Genomic DNA, 17221 nt, shown 5'->3' with positions numbered 1-17221 from the left:
GATCAGTCGATCTTGCGCATCACCAGGCTGGCGTTGGTGCCGCCGAAACCGAACGAGTTGTTCAGCACCGCGCGCACTTCACGCTTCTTGGCGACGTGCGGCACCAGGTCCACGCCCTCGCAGCCCTCGTCCGGGTTGTCGAGGTTGAGGGTGGGGGGCACGATCTGGTCGCGCATCGCCAGGATGCAGAAGATCGATTCGACCGCGCCGGCGCCGCCCAGGAGGTGGCCGATGGCCGACTTGGTCGAGCTCATCGAAACGCTGCCGATGGCATCGCCGAACAGGCGGCGCACGGCGCCCAGTTCGATGGTGTCGGCCATGGTCGAGGTGCCGTGGGCGTTGATGTAGTCGATATCCGCCGGGGTCATCCCCGCCTTCTTCAGCGCCATCTGCATCGAGCGATAGGCACCGTCGCCAGTGGGTTCCGGGGCGGTGACGTGGAAGGCATCGCCCGAAAGACCGTAACCGATCACTTCGCAGTAGATCTTCGCGCCGCGGGCCTTTGCGTGTTCGTACTCTTCGAGCACGAGGACGCCGGCGCCCTCACCCATGACGAAACCGTCACGATCCTTATCGTAAGGGCGGCTCGCCTGTTCGGGGCGGTCATTGTAGCTGGAATTCAGCGCGCGCGCCTGCGCGAAGCCGGCAATGCCGATCGGGCAGATGGTCGATTCGGCGCCGCCGGCCAGCATGATGTCGGCATCGCCGTCCTTGATCATGCGCGCGGCATCGCCGATCGAGTGCGCGCCGGTCGAACAGGCGGTGACGACGGCGTGGTTCGGGCCCTTGAGGCCGTACTTGATCGAGACCTGACCCGAAATCAGGTTGATCAGGCGGCCATGCACGAAGTGCGGAGAGACGCGGCCCGGACCCTTTTCGGCCAGAACGAGCGATTCGCTTTCAATACCCGGCAGACCGCCGATGCCCGAACCGATCGAGCAACCGGTCATGAGCTTGTCTTCCTCGCTCATGTCGGTGAGGCCGGCATCTTCAAGTGCCTGCCCTGCGGCATCGATGCCGTAGACGATGAAGGGATCGACCTGGCGCTGGATCTTGTGGTCGACACGCTTGCCGGCATCGAAGCCGTATTCGTGATCGGCCGGCTTCACCTCGCAGGCGATCTGGCACTTCTGGTCCGAGGCATCGAACTTGGTGATCGGGCCCGCCCCGCTCTTGCTCGCAAGGATGTTGGCCCAGGTGGTCTCCACGTCAGCACCCAGCGGGGTGACAAGACCAAGTCCGGTGACGACAACACGACGCATTCATGCTCTCCGAAAAAGCAATTTGGCCGAAAACGCGGCTGGCACGAACCAGCCTGCAGAAACGGCAACAGGCCCGCCCCCTTAGAGGTCGAGCCTGTCGAGTTCAATCCGGTTATGAACCGGGATCACAGCCGCCCGCGCGCCGGCGCATGGCCGGACCGCGCGAGAGTAGCCGAAAAGCCGGGCTCAGCCCTTGTTCTCTTCGATGTACTTGATGGCATCCGAGACGGTGCTGATCTTCTCGGCAGCATCGTCGGGGATTTCGACGCCGAATTCTTCTTCGAACGCCATGACCAGCTCGACGATGTCGAGCGAATCTGCGCCCAGATCGTCGATGAAGCTTGCTTCTTCCGTCACCTTGTCGGCTTCGACGCCCAGGTGTTCGACGACGATCTTCTTAACCCGATCGGCGGTATCGCTCATTGAATAAACCCCTTCAAAAATTCGCGAGGTGTGAAATCTCGCCTGCCGCCCTAATGACTGGGGCGCGCGCTGGCAAGCCTCGCTCGCAAGATAGGATCACGACGCGAAAGCGCCATGGCCCGATTTATCCACGCCCCGATCCTGTTTCCAGAATGTTTCCGGGATCGTGAAGGTTGGGCAGCGAAGCGAAGGCCCGCTGCCCGGCGGAAATCTGGAAACGAATTCAGTTCTTCTGCGGTTCCACCACACGCATGTGCAGTTCGCGCAGCTGCCTGGATTCGGCCGGGCTCGGCGCGCCCATCAGCAGGTCCTCGGCGCGCTGGTTCATCGGGAACAGCGTGATTTCGCGCAAGTTCTGCGCACCGCACAGGAGCATCACGATGCGATCGACACCGGCCGCCATGCCGCCGTGCGGCGGCGCGCCGTACTGGAAGGCGCGGTAGAGGCCGCCGAAGCGATCTTCCACGTCCTGCTTGGTGAGGCCCACCATCTCGAAGGCCTTGACCATCAGTTCCGGCGACTGGTTACGGATCGAACCCGAGGCGATTTCATAGCCGTTGCAGACGAGGTCGTACTGATAGGCCTTGATCGTCAGCGGGTCCTGGCCTTCCAGCGCTTCCATGCCGCCCTGCGGCATCGAGAACGGGTTGTGCGCGAAGTCGACCTTCTTGTTGTCCTCGTCCCATTCGAAGAACGGGAAGTCGACGATCCAGCACAGCTCGAAGCGGTCCTTGTCGATCAGGTCGAGCTGTTCGCCGGTGCGGATACGGGCAAGCCCTGCCAGCTTGGCCGCCTGCTCTTCCTTGCCCGCGGCGAAGAACACGCCGTCGTTCGGACCCAGACCCAGCGCCGCGATCAGCGCGGCGGTCTTTTCCTCGCCGTGGTTCTTGGCGATCGGGCCGCCGGGGACGCCGTCCTTGATGTTGATGTAGCCAAGGCCCGAATAGCCCTCGCCGCGCGCCCAGACGTTCATCTCGTCGAAGAACTTGCGGCTGCCCGCACCGGCGCCCGGAGCCGGGATCGCGCGGATCACGCCGCCACCGGCCACGATGCCCGCGAAGATGCCGAAGCCCGATTCGACGAAGTGCTCGGTCACGTCCTTGATGATCAGCGGGTTGCGCAGGTCCGGCTTGTCCGAACCGTAGTCCAGCATCGACTGGGCGTGCGGAATGCGGCGGAATTCACCCGCAGGCGTCACCGGCTTGCCTTCCGCGAAATCGGCGAAGACGCTCTGGAGCACCGGCTCCATGGTTTCCCAGATCTCTTCCTGGGTCACGAAGCTCATTTCGAGGTCGAGCTGGTAGAACTCGCCCGGCAGGCGGTCTGCGCGCGGGTCCTCGTCGCGGAAGCAGGGGGCGATCTGGAAGTAGCGGTCGAACCCGGCGACCATCAGCAGCTGCTTGTACTGCTGCGGCGCCTGCGGCAGCGCGTAGAACTTGCCGGGGTGGATGCGGCTGGGCACCAGGAAGTCGCGCGCGCCTTCGGGACTGGAAGCGGTGAGGATCGGCGTCGAATATTCGGTGAAGCCGATGCCTTCCATCTTGCGGCGCATGTCCGAGATGATCTTCGTGCGCTTCACGATGTTGCCGTGCAGCGTGTCGCGGCGCAGGTCGAGGAAGCGGTAGCGCAGGCGGATATCCTCGGGATATTCCTGCTCGCCGGCCACCGGCATCGGCAGTTCCTCGGCGCGGCTGATGACCGTGGCGGAACGGGCGTAGACCTCGATCGCGCCGGTGGCGAGGTTCGGGTTCACGGTGGATTCGGTGCGGGCCTTGACCACGCCCTCGATCGTGACGACCGATTCGACGCGCAGCGAATCAAGCAGTTCCAGCGCCGCGCTGTCGGTGTCGGCAACGACCTGGGTCATGCCGTAGTGATCGCGCAGGTCGACGAAGAGAACGCCGCCGTGGTCGCGCTTGCGATGCACCCAGCCCGAGAGGCGGACGGTCTGGCCGACCTCGGCAGCGGTCAGGGCGCCGCAGGTGTGGGAGCGATAGGGATGAGTCATGGCGGGCTCGCGCTTCTTCTGATCGGAATGAGGTTGCAAGCCGAGCCCCCTAGTCGAGTGGCGCGGCGATTTCCAGAAGAGATCGGCCCGCAAGCACGCACCGGGTCGGAGAACCGGGCTGCAACGAGCCCCCGCCCCGGAATTCCGCTGCCCCCGCAGTGCGATCAGGAGATATCCAACGACGCGGCCTGGCGGGAAAAACGGACGTAGCCCCAGTTACCGCGATGTCGCACTTGGGTGGAAAGCAGACCTCGGTGGCGGAGATGCTCTCCGGCACCGAGACTCTGTTTGATTTGCGTGTAGCCCCAATTATCAGTCACAAATGTCCATGTCGCGAAAGCTTGCCAGCCCTGAAGAATTAGCTTTCTTCAAAAAGACAATTGAGAACGCGGAGAGGCTTGCTTCAGACGCGCAGCTGATGGCCGACAATGAGCGTGCCCCGTCGGCTATGATGCTCTCCATCTTCGCTATAGAAGAACTCGGGAAGGCGCTGATAACGTCATGGGGCGTCAAAAATCAGGCTAACTCCCGGCCCTATCCGACTCATATCGAGAAGCAAGCCGCTACTTTCGCGCTGCTATCTGCATATGAAATGACCAAGATTTCCAAGGCAAAGCTTCGCCGAAAACTGGCCGCTGACGGTTTCGACTTCACCACAATAGGGCCGCTTTCTGAGCAATTTGCCTTTGCCCGTTCGGGCTTTTTTGATGACGTGAGGATGGCTGTAACCTACGCTGATCAACTGCCGAAGATGCCGTTGCACGATGTTGAAGACGGCGTTCATGTGGATCTCGCCAGCGAGATTTTAGGCTGGTTCAGGCTAGCACGCCGCTCGATGTTCAATGTATCCGCTATGGAAATGGCATCGGTCCTTTTCGAAAACAATCTCGGACGCCTTTAGTCATGGCGGAGAAACCCTCCCGCACTTCGATGTCCGCAACGGGGCGAAACCCGACCTACCGGGCGACGCCCGGGCTCTCCGGGAAAGCTCCGGCCCCGGCATAAACCCCAAATAAACCAATTCGGGGCTATGCCGCTGGGCAAAACGGGTCTCGCCAATGGATTACATGGACAACGCGCAGGTTCCGGATGCCGTCACCATAGACGGCATGTCGGAAAATCAGTTCCGCACGGCGATCGAGCCGATGCTGCGCGAAGGCCGCGCCGACGAGGCGGCGCGCCGGATCAAGGACGAACTCGTGTTCCTCTGCGGCGAGGGCCTGCCTCTGCCCGCCCGCTTCCGCTTCATCGCTTCGCAGGACGTGATCGTGACCGGCTGGGACCGGCTGATCCGGCGCATCGCCGAACTTGACCGGCCCGGCGATCCCGTCACCGCCATCGCCATGGACATCTGCCCCGCCATCGCAGCTGCTTCGGCCGATCCGGGCCGCCCGTTCTACGAAACCGCCTATTACACCGATCGCGCATGGCCCTTCTCCACCGCTGGCCGGTCCCGCCTGGCGCAGGCCTTCGCCATGCCCGAGGTGCCGTGGCAGGGCGCTTTCGAGGACAACGACGACACGCTGGGCGTAACCGGGCTGGAGGATCTGCACGCGGTGATCGCGGCCATGCGGAAGCTTTGCACGGCCGGCATGGCCACCGCCGAGGAACAGCGCGCCTGCACGGTGGGCGCCTGCCATCTCGCGGTGCTGACGCATCAGGCCATTCGCGACAAGGCCATGGCCGAGGGGCTTCCCCGGCCCATGGCCGTTCTGGTGGGCGGCCATGGCGGCTACCCGGCATTCGAGGCGGCGGCCCTTGCCGCCGTCACGGACGAGAGATGGCCGGAAGGCGCTCCGGACGGACAAGCCGCTGCCCCGGCGCCCTCACCGTTTCCCGCGCCCTCGTTTCCCGCGCCCTCGTTTCCCGGGCCCTCGTTTCCCGGGCCCTCGTTTCCCGCACCTGCGTTTCCCGCGCCCCCGCTCGCCGCCGATGCCCCCGATGGCGGCCCGCCGCCGCGCGGTGCCGCGCCGGGCGACGACGCGGAAGCCTGGCACCTGCCTCCGCCCGGAATCCATGTGACCGGCACTCAGCTTCGCCGCCGGCTGGTGACGCGGGAAAGCATCGCCGCGCTGGAAAACGAGGCCGCGCCCAGCCTGCTCCAGACCCTCGCAAATCGATTGCTGACGCCCTTCCTGCGCAAGAAATAGGCAATATCGTCATTTGTCGGAGAATTTGACGGCCGGGAAACATTGATCCCCCGCCTTGTTCGCGTTACCGCCACGCTCGAAATGAAAATCCATCCGCTGATAACAAAGACCGAAGAGCTCGCCGCGCTGTGCGAACGCCTTGCGAAATCCGATTTCGTGGCCGTCGACACGGAATTCATGCGCGAGAACACCTATTGGCCCGAACTCTGCCTGGTGCAGATCGCCAATACCGAGGAAGCGGCCGCGATCGACCCGCTCGCGCAGGGGCTCGACATGACCCCCCTGCTCGACCTGCTCACCGCGAACGAGGAAGTCCTGAAGGTCTTCCACGCCGGCGGGCAGGACGTGGAGATCATCTTCAACCTCACCGGCCGCACCCCGCACCCGATCTTCGACACCCAGATCGCGATGATGGCGATCAGCCAGTCGGAGCAGATCGGCTATTCCAACCTCGTCGAATCGTGGATGGGCCTTACCATCGACAAGGGCGCCCGCTTCACCGACTGGTCGCGCCGCCCGCTGACCGAGCGGCAGATCGAATATGCCATCGGCGACGTCACCCACCTCTCCAAGATCTTCCCCAAGATGCTCAAGCGCCTGATCAAGACCGGGCGCGGCGAATGGCTGGACCAGGAGATGGAAAAGCTCGCCGATCCCGAACATTACCGCAACGACCCCGCACAGGCGTGGAAGCGGATCAAGGCGGCGGGGCGCAATTCCGCCATGCTCGGCAGGCTCAAGGCCATCGCCGAATGGCGCGAACACGAAGCGCAGGGCAAGAACATCCCCCGCGGCCGCATCGCCCGTGACGAAACGCTGGCCGACATCGCCAGCCACCCGCCCAAGCAGCAGGCCGATCTCGCCAAGGTGCGCGGCCTCTCGCAAGGCTGGAAGGACAACGACATCGGCAAGCGCCTGATGAACACCATCGCCCGGGCGGAACCGCTTTCGGACGACGAACTGCCCCCGCGCACCCCCAAGGGCGCGCCGCTGGGCAAGGAAGGTTCGCTCGTCGCCGACCTGCTCAAGCTGCTGCTCAAGATCCGCGCGCGCGAGATCGACGTGGCCGCCCGCCTGCTCGCCCGCAGCGAAGACCTTGAACTGCTGGCCGCCGGCGTGCGCAAGAAGCTGCCGATCCTCGAAGGCTGGCGCTACGAAGTGTTCGGCCGCGATGCGCTTGCCCTGGTGGAAGGCAAGCTCGCCTTCGCGGTGGAGAACGGCAAGCTCAAGATGACCCGCCTCGAAGACGAGCCGGTCGCCGGAGCCGACGACGATGCCGGCGACACCGACGGGGCGGCAACGGAAGAGTGACCGTCTACCAGCCCACGCTCAAGCAGCTCCAGTACCTCGTCGCCCTGCACGAACACGGGCATTTCGGCCGCGCCGCCGATGCCTGTTTCGTGTCGCAGTCCACGCTTTCGGCGGGCCTGCGCGACCTTGAGGCGCTGCTCGGCGTGACGCTGGTGGAACGCACCAAGCGCGCGGTACGCTTCACGCCGCTGGGCAATGCGGTGGTTGCCAAGGCCCACCGCATCCTGCGCGAGACCGAGGAACTCTCCGACCTCGTGCAGTCCAGCGGCAAGCCGCTCTCGGGCGAAGTGCGCATGAGCGTGATCCCCACGATCGCGCCGTTCCTGCTGCCCCGGATGCTGCCGCGCCTGCGCCGCGAACGTCCGAACCTCAAGCTGTTCCTGCGCGAGGAGCCGAGCCAGGCCGCCATCGAATCGCTGCACCACGGCCGCGCCGACTGCGTGCTGCTGGCGCTCCCCTATGCCACCGGCGAGGTCGAGAAGGAGACGATCGAGCTTGACGCCTTCTTCGTCGCCTTCCCCAGCGACGACCCGCGCAATCCGCCTGCCGAGGTCGGTCCCGAAGTCATAGACGAGCATCGCCTGCTGCTGCTGGAAGACGGGCACTGCCTCAAGGACCATGCGCTGGCCGCCTGCAACCGGCCGGAACTGCGCGCCTCGGCGACGATGATCGGCACTTCGCTGCACACGCTGGTGCAGATGGTCGACAATGGCCTGGGGCTGACGATGCTGCCGGAAATGGCGATCGACGCGGGCATCCTCAACGGCACCAATGTCGTCGCGCGGCCCCTGCTCTCGCCCAACGCCAACCGCGAGATCGCACTGGTCTGGCGCAAGAACTCTCCGCGCGGGGACGAATTCCGCATGCTCGCGGACGAGCTGCGCGCCGGTTAGCGGGAACAGGCGGCGCCTGGCGCTGCCTTACTTCTTCACACGCAAGGTCTGCAGCGCCAGTCCGAGCGCCGCGATTCCCGTGCCCAGCACCGTCACGCCGGTCCAGCCCCAGTTGTGCCATGCCACCGTGGCCGCGCCCGAACTGGCCGCGCCGGCGAGGAACATCGAGGCCATGTAGACCGTATTGATTCGCGAGCGCGCCTCGGGGCGCAGCGCATAGATGATGCTCTGGTTGGAAATCTGGCTCGCCTGGATCGCGAAATCGAGCAGCAGCACGCCGACCACCAGCCCGGCGATCGAGGTCCAGAACCCGAAGACCAGCCATGACGCCAGCGTCAGCACGCTGGCCGCCACGATCACCGGATGCGGGCCGCGCCGGTCGGCGATACGGCCCGCGATCGGCGCGGCCAGCACGCCCGCCGCGCCGAGCACGCCGAACAGGCCCGCCACTTCCGAGCCCAGCCCGAAGCGCGGCTCCTGAAGGTGCAGCGCGAGAATCGTCCAGAACACGCTGAACACGCCGAACTGGGTGCACTGCGTGAACGTCGCCAGCCGCAGCGCCGGGAATTCGCACCAGAGATCGCGCAGCGAGGCCATGAGCCCGAGCCAGCCGAGCCCCCCCGGCTGCGGACGGCTGCGCGGAAGCTGCCATGCCATCAGCCCCGCCGTCAGCAGCGCCAGCGGCACCGCCAGCCAGAACATCGCGCGCCAGCCGAAGTGCCCGCCCACGAAACCGGCCAGTGTCCGGCTGAGCAGGATGCCGCAGAGCAGGCCCGCCATCACCGTGCCGACCACCGCGCCGCGCTTGTCCTCTGGGGCCAGATTGGCGGCCAGCGGCACGATCTGCTGGGCGACGGAGGCCAGCAGGCCCACCAGCAGCGAGGCGGCAAGCACGGCACCCGCGCTCGGCGCCAGTGCGACCAGCGCCAGCGCCACCGACAGGGCCAGGCACTGCGTGACGATCAGCCGCTTGCGCTCCAGCAGGTCTCCCAGCGGCACTAGCAGCAGCAGCCCGGCGGCATAGCCGAGCTGCGTGGCGGTGGGCACATAAGTGATCGCGGCGCCGGGAACCTCGCGCTCCATCAGGCCGAGCATGGGCTGGCCGTAATAGATATTGGCCACCGTCAGCCCCGCCGAAGCCGCCAGCGCGAAGACCATCGCGCGGCCGAACGGGCGCTCGCTGCGCGGATTCGCGTCCGGAGAGGGCTTGCGGAAACGGGCGGTGAAAGGGCGAAGCGGCGCGGTAATGGGATTGTCCTTGATGAAGAGTCCCCCCCGAACGTGGCCCGCCCTGCCGCAGGATCACGCTTGCGCCAAACGCAACGAATTCACGTCAGACGGCGAATTTTGCAATGCAGCGACAGCATCGCGCCGCGAGGCCCGAACCGGCGAGCCCCCCGCCTCAGTCCATATGCTTGAGGCCGACGCGCAGATAGTCCCACCCGGTGATGAGCGTAAGCACGGCCGCGCCCCACAGGGTGGTCAGGCCGACGGTGTGCGGAATATTGATCTCGATCGCGCCCACGTCGAGGTTCCACCACGGGGTGGCCACGCCGAGAATCAGCGCGCCGAGCGAGATGAGCTGGAACGTGGTCTTCCACTTGGCGAGGCGGCTGACGGGAACCGAGACCTGCAGGCTGCCGAGGAATTCGCGCAGGCCCGATACCGCGATCTCGCGCACGAGGATGATGAGCCCGGCAATCACGTGCATGTCGCCCACGTAAGGTCCGGTCAGCACGCCTTGCGCCGTCAGCACCAGGATCACGGCGGCAACCATGATCTTGTCCGCGATGGGATCGAGGAAAACGCCGAGTTTCGAGACCGTCCCGCTCGACCGCGCGAGATAGCCGTCGAAATAGTCGGTGATGCCCATCAGGCAGTAGACGCCGAAGGCCAGCGCATAGCCGAACTCCCATTTCGGCCACCACAGCAGGAAAGCCAGGAAGGGCATCGTGACGATGCGCGAGAGGGTGAGAATGTTCGGCAGGGTCAGCATGCTTTCCTGCCCATAGCCGCGATGATCGCTTTTGAGAATGCGCTTCTGGCGAGGATATCGCCCGGCGGCGCGAAACATCATCCCAGCCGGGCCAGCAGCAGCCCGCCAAGAGCCGCGATCGCCAGCACCTTGATGACATTCAGCTTCAGCCGGAAGATCAGGATTGCCGAGAGCGCCGCCAGCAGTCCGGCACGCCAGTCGAAGCTTCCCCAGTCCGGCAGGTAAAGGCGCAGAGGCCCGATCCGCGCATCGCCCACCCGGCTGAAAAGGACATGGATCAGGAACCAGAGCGAGAGGTTGGCGATCACGCCGACCACCGCCGCGGTCAGCGCCGCCAGTCCGCCCCTGATGCGCCGCGCGTTCTCAAGCCGCTCTATCCACGGCGCGAAGGCGAAGATCCACAGGAAGCAGGGCGCGAAGGTCACCCATGTCGTCAGAGCGGCGCCGATCATGCCCGCGACCAGCGGCGTGAACGGCGCCGGTGCCCGGAAGGCGGCCAGAAAGCCGACGTACTGCGTCACCATGATCAGCGGCCCCGGGGTGGTTTCCGCCAGCCCCAGCCCGTCCGCCATCTCCCCCGCCGAAAGCCAGCCGTAACCCTGCACGGTCTGCTGGGCCATGTAGGCCAGCACCGCATAGGCCCCGCCGAACGTCACCACGGCCAGTTGCGAGAAGAACGCGCCGATCTGCCAGAGCACATGGCCCGTGCCCAGCGTGACCAGCACGGCGGCCATCGGCAGGGCCCAGATCACGCTCCACAGGCAGACGGCGCCGATGCTCTGCTTCCACGGACGCGGCGCGGCGGGCGCGACCTCGCCGTTCTCCCTGATCGCCAGCAGGTCCGGCCGCACGGCCGCTATGCCCATGCCCAGCGCGCCTGCCCCCAGCACCACCAGCGGAAAGGGAAGATCGAAGAAGAACAGCGCGATGAACGCCGCCAGCGCCAGCCCTTTCTTGACCCCGGTGTTCAGCGCCCGTCCGGCGATGCGCAGCAAGGCCTGCGCCACCACCGCCAGCACCGCCGACTTGATGCCCAGGAACAGCGCCGCAAACCAGCCGAGATGGGCGGCATAGGCGTAGAGCACCGAAAGCCCGAGGATCACGAAAGCGCCGGGCAGCACGAACAACAGTCCCGCCGCCAGCCCGCCACGCATGCCGTGCAGCTTCCACCCGATCCATGTCGCCAGTTGCTGCGCCTCCGGCCCGGGCAGGAGATGGCAGAAGTTGAGAGCGTGAAGGAACTGCTCCTCGCTCACCCATTCCCGCCCGTCCACCAGTTCGCGGTGCATGAGCGCGATCTGCCCGGCCGGTCCCCCGAAACTGAGGAAACCGATGCGCGCGAAGACCCGGAGAAGCTCGGAAAACTCCGGCCTGTTCGCGGAATGGGATTTCACGGAGTTCGTCATGGAGTTCGCCACCCTGCCCTGCGCCTTTCCGTCCGCGCAAGCACGGACAACAAGGCAACGCTTGGGCGGTGACGCCTGGTCGGGAGGTTGCTCGATCCCGCTGCGTTTTTCTAGCAAGGCCCCGCCGCCTTGCCAATAGCCCGGCCCTTCCGGCGCGCCCATTCGCATGGCCAGATTCCCGGGCCCGATTGTTTCCGGACGATTTCGCACCGGCGCGGAAGAACGCTGCCGGGCGGCAAAAAACGCCTCAAGGGGTTGTGCCCTCGCCCCACCGCATTAAGTGTCGCGGCAACGATGAAGCGAGGCCGCCGAATTTTTCCGACATGACAACGACGACCCAACTCATCCGGGCCAGGAGATTCCTGCCCTTGTTCGTCACCCAGTTGCTCGGCGCGTTCAACGACAACCTGTTCAAGAACGCCATGGTGCTGTTCGTGGTGTACGGCGTCTACAACTCGGAGGCCGCCGAGGCGCGGTTCAGCGCGCTCGCTTCCGGCATCTTCGTGATCCCCTTCTTCCTGCTTTCCGCGCTGGCGGGCCAGATGGCCGACATGCGCGACAAGTCCAGGATCATCCGCATCGTCAAGCTGTGCGAGATCTTCATCATGCTGGTGGGCGGCGCAGGCCTCGCGCTGGCATGGAAGGGCATTGCCCTTCACACCGCCGCCATCCCGCTGATGCTGCTGGCGCTGTTCGCGATGGGCATCCACTCCACCTTCTTCGGGCCGATCAAGTACGCGATCCTGCCGCAGCACCTGCGCGAAGGCGAAGTGCTTTCCGGCACCGGCCTCGTGGAGGCAGGCACTTACATCGCGGTGCTGGCGGGCACGATCGTGGCGGGCTGGATCAGGGTGGACATCGCCGCCGTCACCGTCGTGGTGATCGCCGCCATCGGCTATCTCGCCGGGCGACAGGTTCCCCCGGCACCCCCGCTCGGAAAGCTGGAGCCGATCGACTACCATGTCGTGCGCTCCTCCATCAATCTCGTGCGCACGACGATGCAGGATCGCCGCGTGTACCTGGCGATCTGCGCGATCAGCTTCTTCTGGGCCATCGGCACGGTGCTGTTCGTGCAGTTCCCGCCGCTTACCAAGAACATCCTCAACGCCAGCAAGGAAGTGGCCAGCCTGTTCCTGGTGATCTTCTCGGTCGGCGTGGCGATCGGCTCGGTGGCGATCAATGCGCTGCTCAAGGGCACCGTCTCGGCTCGGTGGTCTCCGCTATCGGTGATCGGCATGGGCGTGTTCCTGGTGGCCTTCCAGGAAGTCTGCTCGATCTGGCCGCCGCACGACGGTCCCGAAGCGCTGATGAACGTCGCGGTCTTCGTGGTCCAGCCGCTGGCGGTGCCACTGCTGCTGACGCTGCTCGGCATTGCGGTGTGCGGCGGCATGTTCGTGGTGCCGCTCTACGCGTTCCTCACCACCTTCGTCGACAAGTCGCAGACGGCCCGCACGATCGCGGCGAACAATATCGTCAATTCGGGTGCGATGGTGGTCGGCGCCATGGCCACGGGGCTGATGTCGCTGCTCGGACTGCCGGTTGTGTTGCAGCTCGTCGTGGTGGCGATCAGCTGCGGCGCCTCGGCCTGGCTCGGTTTCCTGCTCTACCGCGCCGAGCGCGCGGCCCTGCCGGCCTGAACTGCCCGCAGGTTCCGTTCAGCACCCTTCAGGTGCCGTTCTGTCCGGTCAGGCAATGAAGGCCAGTGCAGCCACGAAAGTGGCGCAATAGGCTGAGAGAAAGCGGCGCCAGTCGCCGCCGTTCATGCGCCACGCCTCAGCCGCCGCGACATTCTGCGCCGTCTCCGCAGCCTCGGACGTTACCGCAAGAGCCTTGCGCGGCAGGGACCGCCGGAAGGGATGGCCCGCACCCTCGCTGGTGAGGACAAGATCGCGTCGTGACATTCTCTGCATGAGACGCACCTTAAGAACTTGTTTACTCTTTTCCAGTCACCCGAAAGGATCATCTCATTTCGGGACGAAAGTGTTCTCGTGAACAGATGAAGGAGTTTTAACAAGCGACTGGTTTCCCACGAAAAAGGGCCGCCAGCTGGCGACCCTTTAAACGCTTGCGCCGATCCGGCGGAGCGCGGTGTTCCCGAGGGAACTATGTCAGATGCGGTCGCCCAGTGCGCCCTTGACCTTGCCGATGCCCTGCTGGACTTCGCCCTTGGTTTCCTGCGCCTTGCCTTCGGCCTGCTGGGCCGGATCGTTGCGGGCCTTGCCGATCACCTGCTTGGCATTGCCGGCGACTTCGTTGCCGAGGCCCTTCACGGTGTCCTTGAGCTTACCCATGGTCGATCTCCTTGCTTGTCCGGCGAAAGTCCGCCGTGTTCACGAGAGACAAACCCGCAGATGCCGCCGCAAGTTGCGTGCCTTCGCGCCGAGCCGTGCCGCGGCGAAGGCAAGACGAAAATCAGCCTCCCGCAAGAGTGAGGATGTAGTCCCATTCCTCAGGCGTCACCACCGCGACCGAGAGGCGCGAGAACTTGACCAGCTCCATCTCGGCCAGCCTGGGGTCGGCCTTGACCTGCTGGAGAGTGACCGGACGAGCCACCTTGCGCACGGGCTTGAGCTTGACCGCCGCCCACTTGCCTTCGGGATCGGTAGGATCGCTGAGGCCGGACTGGCTGATCGTGGCGATGCCGACGATCTCCTTGCCGATGTTGGAATGGTAGAAGAACACCTCGTCCCCCACCTGCATCGCGCGCAGGTTGTTGGCCGCACGGTGGTTGCGCACGCCGTCCCAGGTGCCCTCACCTTCCGCGACAAGGTCGTCCCAGCTGTAGGCGTCCGGTTCCGACTTCATCAGCCAGTAGCGCTTTGCCATAAATCGCCTTTCGATTTCGCCTTACGGCCAGAAACTTCTATGGGGGCCGCATAGCGATTCAATCGGCGGAGACAACACTGGTGATTCGGCGCCGTCATTCGCGCGTGCCGGTCACTGTCAGCCGATCCTTGTTTGGAAGACCATGATGAACCTTGCCCAGATTCCCGTTCTCAGCCTCGAAGGCGACCGCGCCGAATTCTCGCAGCACATCGGCGAGAGCTTTCGCACCTTCGGCTTCGCGATGGTCCGCGACCACGGCATAGACCAGGCCCTGATCGCCCGCGCCTGGGCGCTTACCGAGCAGTTCTTCGCACTCCCCGACGACGTCAAGCGCCGGTACTTCATCACCGGACAGGGCGGCGCGCGCGGGTATACGCCGTTCCGCACCGAAGTGGCCAAGGGCGCGACCGAAAAGGACCTCAAGGAGTTCTGGCATGTCGGCCGCGACCTGCCCGCCGGCTCGCCGCTCGCCGCCTCGATGCCGCCCAACATCTGGCCCGCCGAGATCGAAGGCTTCGAGGAAACCTTCACGGAACTCTTCGCCCAGTTCGACAAGGCCGGCGCCGAGATTCTTGCCGCCATCGCGGTCTATCTCGGCCTCGATGCGCGCTGGTTCGATCCGGCCATCGAAGACGGAAACTCGGTCCTGCGCCTGCTGCACTATCCGCCCGTGGGATCAGGTGCGGGCGGTGCCATTCGCGCCGGCGCGCATGAGGACATCAACCTCATCACCCTGCTGCTCGGCGCGCAGGAAGCCGGTCTCGAACTGCTTGGCAAGAACGGCGAGTGGCTTTCGGTCGCGCCGCCCGAAGGCGCGGTGGTCATCAATATCGGTGACATGCTCCAGCGCCTGACCAACCACTTCCTGCCCTCGACCACGCACCGCGTCCGCAATCCCGAGGGCGACCGCGCCGCGCACAGCCGCTACTCGATGCCGTTCTTCCTCCACCTGCGCAGCGACTTCCCGTTCAGGACGCTGGAACAATGCGTGAGCGAGGAAAACCCGGACCGTTATCCCGTCAGCATCACCGCAGACGACTATCTGCAGGAACGCCTGCGCGAGATCGGCCTCAAGATGTAAGACGACCGCGCGCGGTTCGGCCAACTTAACCAATATTTCAGTCCCCCTGCGCTAGCGATCCACCGGGGTTCAAGCGCAGGGGGACATCAGGTGAGCACAATCGGGGCCGCGCCAGACGGCGGCGACGGCGAGATTGCCGACCGTCAGGTCGACATCGTCGCGCTGGGCATCGTCACCGCGGCCATCCTGCTGTTCGTGGCGACGGGCAGCGCCATCGGCCCTTCGGTCGTGAAATCGCTGCTTGGCCAGGGTCCGGGGCCAGACCGATTCCTGCTCAACGCCTTCCTGCTCAACGTGGCGATCATCATCTTCGGGTGGAGCCGCTACCGCCAGCTTTGCGAGGAAATCCGCCAGCGCAAACGCGCAGAACAGCGCGCGCGCCACTTGGCCGAAACCGACCCGCTCACCGGCTTCCTCAACCGCCGCAGCTTCCACCGCGCGGTGGACGAGATGATCCGCAAGGCGGAGTTGCAGGGGCGCGCCGTCGTTCTGGCCATGATCGACCTCGACAACTTCAAGCAGGTCAATGACTACAACGGCCACAACACCGGCGACCGGCTTCTGCAGGAGTGCGCGCGGCGGATTTCCGGTTGCCTCCCTCACCAGGCGCTGATCAGCCGCATCGGCGGTGACGAGTTTTCCGTCGCCATCCCCTTCGACCTTACCCGCGTGGACCGGATCGACCGCATCGCCGCGTCGCTCGTGGAGGCGATCGGGCAAAGCGCCTCGGTCAATGCGATCAATATCGAAGTGACCGCTTCGATAGGGCTCGCCCGATCCGACTTTCCTCCCGCGCACGGCGATCGCCCCGATGCCCGCGCGCTGCTCGAAATGGCCGATGTCGCCATGTACCATGCCAAGCGGCAGGGCCGGAACAGCTACTACTGGTTCGAGGCCCCGATGGCCGCCGAGATGCGCTTCCGCAATGAACTGGAATTCGGGATTCGCCAGGGAATTCCGCGCGGCGAGTTCGTGCCGTTCTACGAACAGCAGATCGACCTGCACACCGGCGAACTGACCGGGTTCGAAATGCTGGCGCGCTGGAATTCTCCGCAGTTCGGCATCGTCGCGCCCGATATCTTCATCCCCATCGCGGAAGAGATCGGCGCGATCGCCGACCTCTCGGAATGCGTGATCGCGCAGGCTCTCGACGATGCCAAAGGCTGGGATTCGCGCCTTACCCTTTCGGTCAATATCTCCCCGCTGCAATTGCGCGATCCATGGTTCGCCCAGAAGCTGCTCAAACTCCTGCTGGAAGCGAGCTTTCCGCCGCACCGACTTGAGATCGAGATCACCGAATCCTGCCTGCACCAGAACCTGGCGCAGGTCCGCACGCTGATCACCAGCCTGAAGAATCAGGGCATCAAGGTCAGCCTCGACGACTTCGGGACCGGCTACAGCTCGCTGGCGCTGCTGCGCAGCCTGCCGTTTGATCGCATCAAGATCGATCGCAGCTTCGTTTCCAGCCTGACCGACAACAAGGACAGCGCCGCGATCGTCCACGCCATCGCCATGCTGGGCAAGGGACTGGACATGCCCGTAACCGCGGAAGGGATCGAGACCAGCGAAGTGCTCTCGCACCTCCAGCAATACGACCAGATCAAGGGCCAGGGCTATCTCTATGGCCGTCCTCGTCCTGCCGCACAGCTCGCCGAATGGCTCGAAGGGATGGAACTCGTGGCCGACTCGGAAGCGATCAGCGATCTCGAAGCGCTGCGCAGCCAAATCGAGGCGAAGCGCGAAGCGGAACTCTCCAGCGCCGCCGAAAGCACTGACGACCCGCAAGCCCGGCAGGCCTGACCGGGTCCTGTACGCCCGTCTTGCGGCTTTCTCTGGACCTGACGCGCCGCAGCGCATAAATCGCG

The 17221-nt window shown here is 65.0% G+C and carries 16 protein-coding genes; 7 read left to right on the top strand and 9 right to left on the bottom strand.

Annotation, left to right across the window (positions count from 1 at the left end):
* Nucleotides 1-2: 2 nt before the first annotated feature.
* From fabF to aspS, 3 genes are all read right to left on the bottom strand, one after another.
* Nucleotides 3-1262 carry a beta-ketoacyl-ACP synthase II gene (gene fabF / locus U9J33_RS07120; RefSeq protein WP_054439687.1) on the bottom strand — a complete coding sequence of 420 codons (1260 nt, stop codon included), beginning with the start codon at nt 1260-1262 and terminating at the stop codon, nt 3-5.
* 186 nt (nt 1263-1448) lie between these two features.
* Entirely contained in the window at nt 1449-1685 is a 237-nt protein-coding gene (locus tag U9J33_RS07115; RefSeq protein ID WP_007013838.1) for an acyl carrier protein, read from the bottom strand.
* Nucleotides 1686-1908: 223 nt separating this feature from the next.
* The gene (gene aspS / locus U9J33_RS07110; protein WP_185998821.1) at nt 1909-3693 is read right to left on the bottom strand and encodes an aspartate--tRNA ligase; all 1785 of its coding nucleotides are present in this window, start codon (nt 3691-3693) and stop codon (nt 1909-1911) included.
* A gap of 328 nt (nt 3694-4021) precedes the next feature.
* Here aspS and U9J33_RS07105 point away from each other — a divergent pair, with 328 nt between their 5' ends.
* The 4 genes from U9J33_RS07105 (at nt 4022) to U9J33_RS07090 (ending at nt 8047) form a co-directional block, all read left to right on the top strand.
* Nucleotides 4022-4594 (top strand): AbiV family abortive infection protein, encoded by a 573-nt coding sequence (locus U9J33_RS07105; RefSeq protein WP_324698714.1) that lies wholly within the window; start codon nt 4022-4024, stop codon nt 4592-4594.
* A gap of 157 nt (nt 4595-4751) precedes the next feature.
* On the top strand, nt 4752-5843 hold the full coding sequence (locus tag U9J33_RS07100; RefSeq protein WP_324698713.1) for a hypothetical protein: 1092 nt from the start codon (nt 4752-4754) through the stop codon (nt 5841-5843).
* Between the two features lie 81 nt (nt 5844-5924).
* A complete protein-coding gene (gene rnd, locus U9J33_RS07095) occupies nt 5925-7154 on the top strand; it encodes a ribonuclease D (RefSeq protein ID WP_132469118.1) in 1230 nt (409 codons plus the stop codon).
* A complete protein-coding gene (locus tag U9J33_RS07090) occupies nt 7151-8047 on the top strand; it encodes a hydrogen peroxide-inducible genes activator (RefSeq protein ID WP_054439690.1) in 897 nt (298 codons plus the stop codon). The genes rnd and U9J33_RS07090 overlap by 4 nt, the downstream gene beginning before the upstream one ends.
* Nucleotides 8048-8074: 27 nt before the next feature.
* On the opposite strand, the gene U9J33_RS07085 is transcribed toward U9J33_RS07090, so the two are convergent.
* From U9J33_RS07085 to chrA, 3 genes are all read right to left on the bottom strand, one after another.
* Nucleotides 8075-9205, bottom strand: coding sequence for an MFS transporter (locus tag U9J33_RS07085; protein ID WP_054439866.1), 1131 nt, complete (start codon nt 9203-9205; stop codon nt 8075-8077).
* Nucleotides 9206-9449: 244 nt separating this feature from the next.
* The gene (gene pgsA, locus U9J33_RS07080; RefSeq protein WP_054439868.1) at nt 9450-10043 is read right to left on the bottom strand and encodes a CDP-diacylglycerol--glycerol-3-phosphate 3-phosphatidyltransferase; all 594 of its coding nucleotides are present in this window, start codon (nt 10041-10043) and stop codon (nt 9450-9452) included.
* 77 nt (nt 10044-10120) lie between these two features.
* Nucleotides 10121-11449: a chromate efflux transporter gene (gene chrA, locus U9J33_RS07075; protein WP_054439871.1), complete on the bottom strand. Its 1329-nt coding sequence runs from the start codon at nt 11447-11449 to the stop codon at nt 10121-10123.
* A gap of 323 nt (nt 11450-11772) precedes the next feature.
* On the opposite strand from chrA, the gene U9J33_RS07070 reads away from it, so the two are divergent.
* Nucleotides 11773-13086 (top strand): MFS transporter, encoded by a 1314-nt coding sequence (locus tag U9J33_RS07070; protein ID WP_324698712.1) that lies wholly within the window; start codon nt 11773-11775, stop codon nt 13084-13086.
* A 48-nt stretch (nt 13087-13134) separates the two neighbouring features.
* Here the strand turns inward: U9J33_RS07070 and U9J33_RS07065 are convergent, their stop codons facing one another.
* The 3 genes from U9J33_RS07065 to U9J33_RS07055 form a co-directional block, all read right to left on the bottom strand.
* A complete protein-coding gene (locus tag U9J33_RS07065; protein WP_324698711.1) occupies nt 13135-13359 on the bottom strand; it encodes a hypothetical protein in 225 nt (74 codons plus the stop codon).
* Nucleotides 13360-13557: 198 nt separating this feature from the next.
* Nucleotides 13558-13740: a CsbD family protein gene (locus U9J33_RS07060; protein ID WP_054439696.1), complete on the bottom strand. Its 183-nt coding sequence runs from the start codon at nt 13738-13740 to the stop codon at nt 13558-13560.
* 121 nt (nt 13741-13861) lie between these two features.
* The gene (locus U9J33_RS07055) at nt 13862-14275 is read right to left on the bottom strand and encodes an EVE domain-containing protein (protein ID WP_054439698.1); all 414 of its coding nucleotides are present in this window, start codon (nt 14273-14275) and stop codon (nt 13862-13864) included.
* Nucleotides 14276-14420: 145 nt separating this feature from the next.
* Here U9J33_RS07055 and U9J33_RS07050 point away from each other — a divergent pair, with 145 nt between their 5' ends.
* Together U9J33_RS07050 and U9J33_RS07045 are read left to right on the top strand one after the other, a co-directional pair.
* Nucleotides 14421-15356, top strand: coding sequence for an isopenicillin N synthase family dioxygenase (locus U9J33_RS07050; protein WP_324699020.1), 936 nt, complete (start codon nt 14421-14423; stop codon nt 15354-15356).
* A 90-nt stretch (nt 15357-15446) separates the two neighbouring features.
* Entirely contained in the window at nt 15447-17156 is a 1710-nt protein-coding gene (locus U9J33_RS07045) for a putative bifunctional diguanylate cyclase/phosphodiesterase (RefSeq protein WP_231636062.1), read from the top strand.
* The last annotated feature ends 65 nt before the right edge of the window (nt 17157-17221 follow it).

It is taken from the genome of Novosphingobium sp. RL4 (genome assembly GCF_035658495.1).
In the GTDB taxonomy this organism is placed as follows: Bacteria; Pseudomonadota; Alphaproteobacteria; order Sphingomonadales; family Sphingomonadaceae; genus Novosphingobium.
Note: the sequence above shows the minus strand (reverse complement) of the source record. Positions and strands in the feature narration are given on the sequence as shown.

Coding starts and splice junctions, on each gene's coding strand:
- U9J33_RS07100 (WP_324698713.1), top strand. CDS start 4,752: ATGGATTACATGGACAACGCGCAGGTTCCGGATGCCGTCACCATAGAC.
- chrA (WP_054439871.1), bottom strand. CDS start 11,449: ATGACGAACTCCGTGAAATCCCATTCCGCGAACAGGCCGGAGTTTTCC.
- U9J33_RS07115 (WP_007013838.1), bottom strand. CDS start 1,685: ATGAGCGATACCGCCGATCGGGTTAAGAAGATCGTCGTCGAACACCTG.
- aspS (WP_185998821.1), bottom strand. CDS start 3,693: ATGACTCATCCCTATCGCTCCCACACCTGCGGCGCCCTGACCGCTGCC.
- U9J33_RS07060 (WP_054439696.1), bottom strand. CDS start 13,740: ATGGGTAAGCTCAAGGACACCGTGAAGGGCCTCGGCAACGAAGTCGCC.
- rnd (WP_132469118.1), top strand. CDS start 5,925: ATGAAAATCCATCCGCTGATAACAAAGACCGAAGAGCTCGCCGCGCTG.
- pgsA (WP_054439868.1), bottom strand. CDS start 10,043: ATGCTGACCCTGCCGAACATTCTCACCCTCTCGCGCATCGTCACGATG.
- U9J33_RS07085 (WP_054439866.1), bottom strand. CDS start 9,205: ATGGTCTTCGCGCTGGCGGCTTCGGCGGGGCTGACGGTGGCCAATATC.
- U9J33_RS07105 (WP_324698714.1), top strand. CDS start 4,022: ATGTCGCGAAAGCTTGCCAGCCCTGAAGAATTAGCTTTCTTCAAAAAG.
- fabF (WP_054439687.1), bottom strand. CDS start 1,262: ATGCGTCGTGTTGTCGTCACCGGACTTGGTCTTGTCACCCCGCTGGGT.
- U9J33_RS07055 (WP_054439698.1), bottom strand. CDS start 14,275: ATGGCAAAGCGCTACTGGCTGATGAAGTCGGAACCGGACGCCTACAGC.
- U9J33_RS07070 (WP_324698712.1), top strand. CDS start 11,773: ATGACAACGACGACCCAACTCATCCGGGCCAGGAGATTCCTGCCCTTG.
- U9J33_RS07065 (WP_324698711.1), bottom strand. CDS start 13,359: ATGCAGAGAATGTCACGACGCGATCTTGTCCTCACCAGCGAGGGTGCG.
- U9J33_RS07050 (WP_324699020.1), top strand. CDS start 14,421: ATGAACCTTGCCCAGATTCCCGTTCTCAGCCTCGAAGGCGACCGCGCC.